Here is a 3136-nt window from a genome sequence, read left to right as displayed (position 1 = left end):
ATCAGTGCAGGATTTTTCAGGGGTATACTCCTAAAAGCGTGCATTTTCCGGGTGAAATTTCAAAGAATTGGTTACTAACAGATCACCGAAACTCTTGCCTATTCCCTATTCCCTGCCTTAACGAAGAGACTTTTTCAGCAAGCCCTAAATAGGGTTTGCTGAATAAACCTAAAACCTTGATAAGCTGTTACACAGCTAAATTGTATAATCCTAATATTCTGAACTCTTGTTTAACAGGCAAGATGCCTGTTCCACTTATACAAATTAAATGCACAACAGCTTATATCAAAGGTTAGAGGCTGATAAACAGGAAAAAAGTGCAAGGGTTTTGAAGGGTATACCGGAAAAAGTGTGCATTTTTGGGGATTTCAAGAGATGGCAAAGAAATTTTCAAATCTCCTCCTGACTCCTGTACGGGCGAAGCATTCGGAAAATAGGCTTGGACAAAAATTGATAATTAGTCGCCCTAATGCTTCGCCCCTACCACTCCTGACTCCTGACTCCTATGCCCTCACGGAAAGACTTTCTCAGCAACCCCTAAATAGGACTTACGGAAGATGTGACTGAAAACCTGATTCTTGCGTAGGGGTAATTCATGAATTACCCCTACTTTCGTTCTCTTTTGCGTAAGTCCTGTTAAAGCTGGACGGGCTAGAAGCCGATCCCACAACATGAGAACGCAAATGTCATCAAATATTGACATAATGAACCCCAGGTCAAGGCAAATGTTATGATTCCATAACAATGTGATCCCCGCAGGGCTAATAAATACGTGAAATAGCTGAAAAACCGACTTCATACCCCTTGATCACTAGGCATGATTACCTGTTAGTATTTCATCAAGAAAAAACACGCCCCTGATCCCAAAGAAATGCTAATCATGGCAAAACCAGGAATCAGAAAGCGTGGCAATCCATTTAAAAACCAACTAAAACCCTTATAAACTGGGCAAAACCAGAAGTCAGGAATAAAAAATTCATCTGGGATAGATGAGATTTTATAAACCATTCTATAACCAGGGGAAGTCATTTACCCGAAAAACTACTGGAGGCCAAAATAAATGGCAAAAGAACGCCCACCGCTAGAGGAAATGACATTAAGGCAACTTCGTAAAGTTGCAAGTGAGTATGGCATTTCTCGTTACAGTCGGATGCGTAAATCTCAATTGTTAGCATCAATTCAAGAAGTACAAAGTAACAAACTTTCGCTAAGTCCATCTCGTTCACTGGAGGCACAGGAAACCGTGGAAGCAGCAAAATTTGAATTAGGTCAGGAAGATCGGACAGGTGGTTCTCTCGCTGATGTGGATGAGGGACTGGCAGATTTACCAGGTGGTTATGGTGAAAGTCGCATTGTATTGTTACCACGTGATCCACAATGGGCTTACACATACTGGGATATTCCCAATGAACATAAAGAAGAGTTGCGTCGTCAAGGTGGACAGCAATTAGCATTGCGGATTTATGATGTTACTGATATTGATTTAGATCATCAAAGTCCCCACAGTATTCAAGAATATCCTGCGGATGAATTAGCGAGAGAATGGTATTTACCAATTCCTGTGAGCGATCGCGATTATGTAATTGATATCGGTTATCGCACCCCCATTGGTGGTTGGTTGGTATTAGCTCGTTCTGCTAGGGTTCACATTCCCCCCGTCTATCCTTCCGACTGGATCGAAGATGTCTTCATTACCGTAGACTTTGAAGAGGACCTACGCGGTAAGACCAAGTATGAACTCGTTCCCCCAGCTAAGAAAGTCGCTGCGGTGGGTGCTGGTGGCAACCCCATTTACGACGAGATCTTTGGTATGGCAGAATCAGCAGAAGCTCAACGGGTAGCTGGTTCTCTGTTCGGTTCTATGCAGCACGTAGCCGGTTCTGTACGTCCAGAACAAGCGATCAGTTCTTACATCTTCCCCTCTGGTGTAGGTATGTGGGCAGTTCCCACTGCATCCGGGATCAATATGTCCGGTGTGGGTATGTCTGGAGTTGGTTTCTCCGCTTCTGCTGTTCCAGAACGTCCCCGCAAATTCTGGTTAATTGCTGATGCGGAATTAATTGTATATGGTGCAACTGAACCAGATGCAACTGTAACTATTGGTGGTCGTCCTATTAAACTCAATCCCGATGGTACATTCCGCTTCCAGATGTCTTTCCAAGATGGTTTGATAGATTACCCCATTTTAGCGGTTGCTGCTGATGGTGAACAAAGTCGTTCTATTCACATGAAGTTTGAACGGGAAACACCTTCTCGCAATACCAATACTAAGGAAGAAGCTGTTTTGGAATGGCTTAAATAGAGTTTGAATTTAAAGTTTGAATTTAAAGTTTGAATTTAAAGTTTGAATTTAAAGTTTGAATTTTACATTACCCATAACTGCATTACCCGCTATAGTATTTCTGTAGTGGGTTTTTTATTTAGGGGATGCTGAATAAATGTAAAACCTAGATATGCAATTTGTCCATCTGGATATGCAGGAGTTTTTCCTATTCCCACAAGTCGCGCTCTTTCGTTAGCAAACCATTCCGCAGCTACATCATCATAGTTTAAAATGGGTATTTTCGGTTTAATTACCTGGTGTAAATAGTGAGTAATCTTATTTTTCTTTTTAGAAGGTGGTAAACGATAGCAATATTTATTTGGTAATGGGTAATCTTTATAGATCCCGGATTTCTTAAAGAAATCCGGGATCTGAATCTATTAAAGAAATCCGGGATCTGAATCTATCTAATCTAATCAATAGAATAACTACACTTACGTATAGTTGTAAAGTCTTGACTAAGTTATGTTGTATTAATTTTTTTATTATTTTGTTAATGTAACTTAATATAAGTTAATGAATTTGTCTGAATCAGGATGTCCAGGATTTGAGGATTTTCAGGATTGTGATTGTTTAATTGATGGTTTGATTTTATAGATTTTATTTGTCTGAATCAGGATGTCCAGGATTTGAGGATTTTCAGGATTGTGATTGTTTAATTGATGGTTTGATTTTATAGATTTTATTTGTCTGAATCAGGATTTTCAGGATTTAAGGATTTTCAGGATTGTGATTGTTTAATTGATGGTTTGATTTTATAGATTTTATTTGTCTGAATCAGGATTTTCAGGATTTAAGGATTTTCAGGATTGT

The 3136-nt window shown here is 39.6% G+C and carries 1 protein-coding gene; it reads left to right on the top strand.

Features of this window, described 5'->3' with window-relative positions:
* Positions 1-1060: 1060 nt before the first annotated feature.
* The gene (locus PN497_RS05305; protein WP_096566135.1) at positions 1061-2302 is read left to right on the top strand and encodes a DUF4912 domain-containing protein; all 1242 of its coding nucleotides are present in this window, start codon (positions 1061-1063) and stop codon (positions 2300-2302) included.
* Positions 2303-3136 lie beyond the last annotated feature (834 nt).

The sequence above is a fragment of the Sphaerospermopsis kisseleviana CS-549 genome (assembly GCF_028329225.1).
In the GTDB taxonomy this organism is placed as follows: domain Bacteria; phylum Cyanobacteriota; class Cyanobacteriia; order Cyanobacteriales; family Nostocaceae; genus Sphaerospermopsis; species Sphaerospermopsis kisseleviana.
The sequence above is the reverse complement of the archived record's forward strand: the minus strand, read 5'-3'. Positions and strand labels throughout refer to the sequence as shown.

Excerpts from the sequence above, each read along its gene's own strand:
- PN497_RS05305 (WP_096566135.1), top strand. The coding sequence starts at position 1,061 with ATGGCAAAAGAACGCCCACCGCTAGAGGAAATGACATTAAGGCAACTT.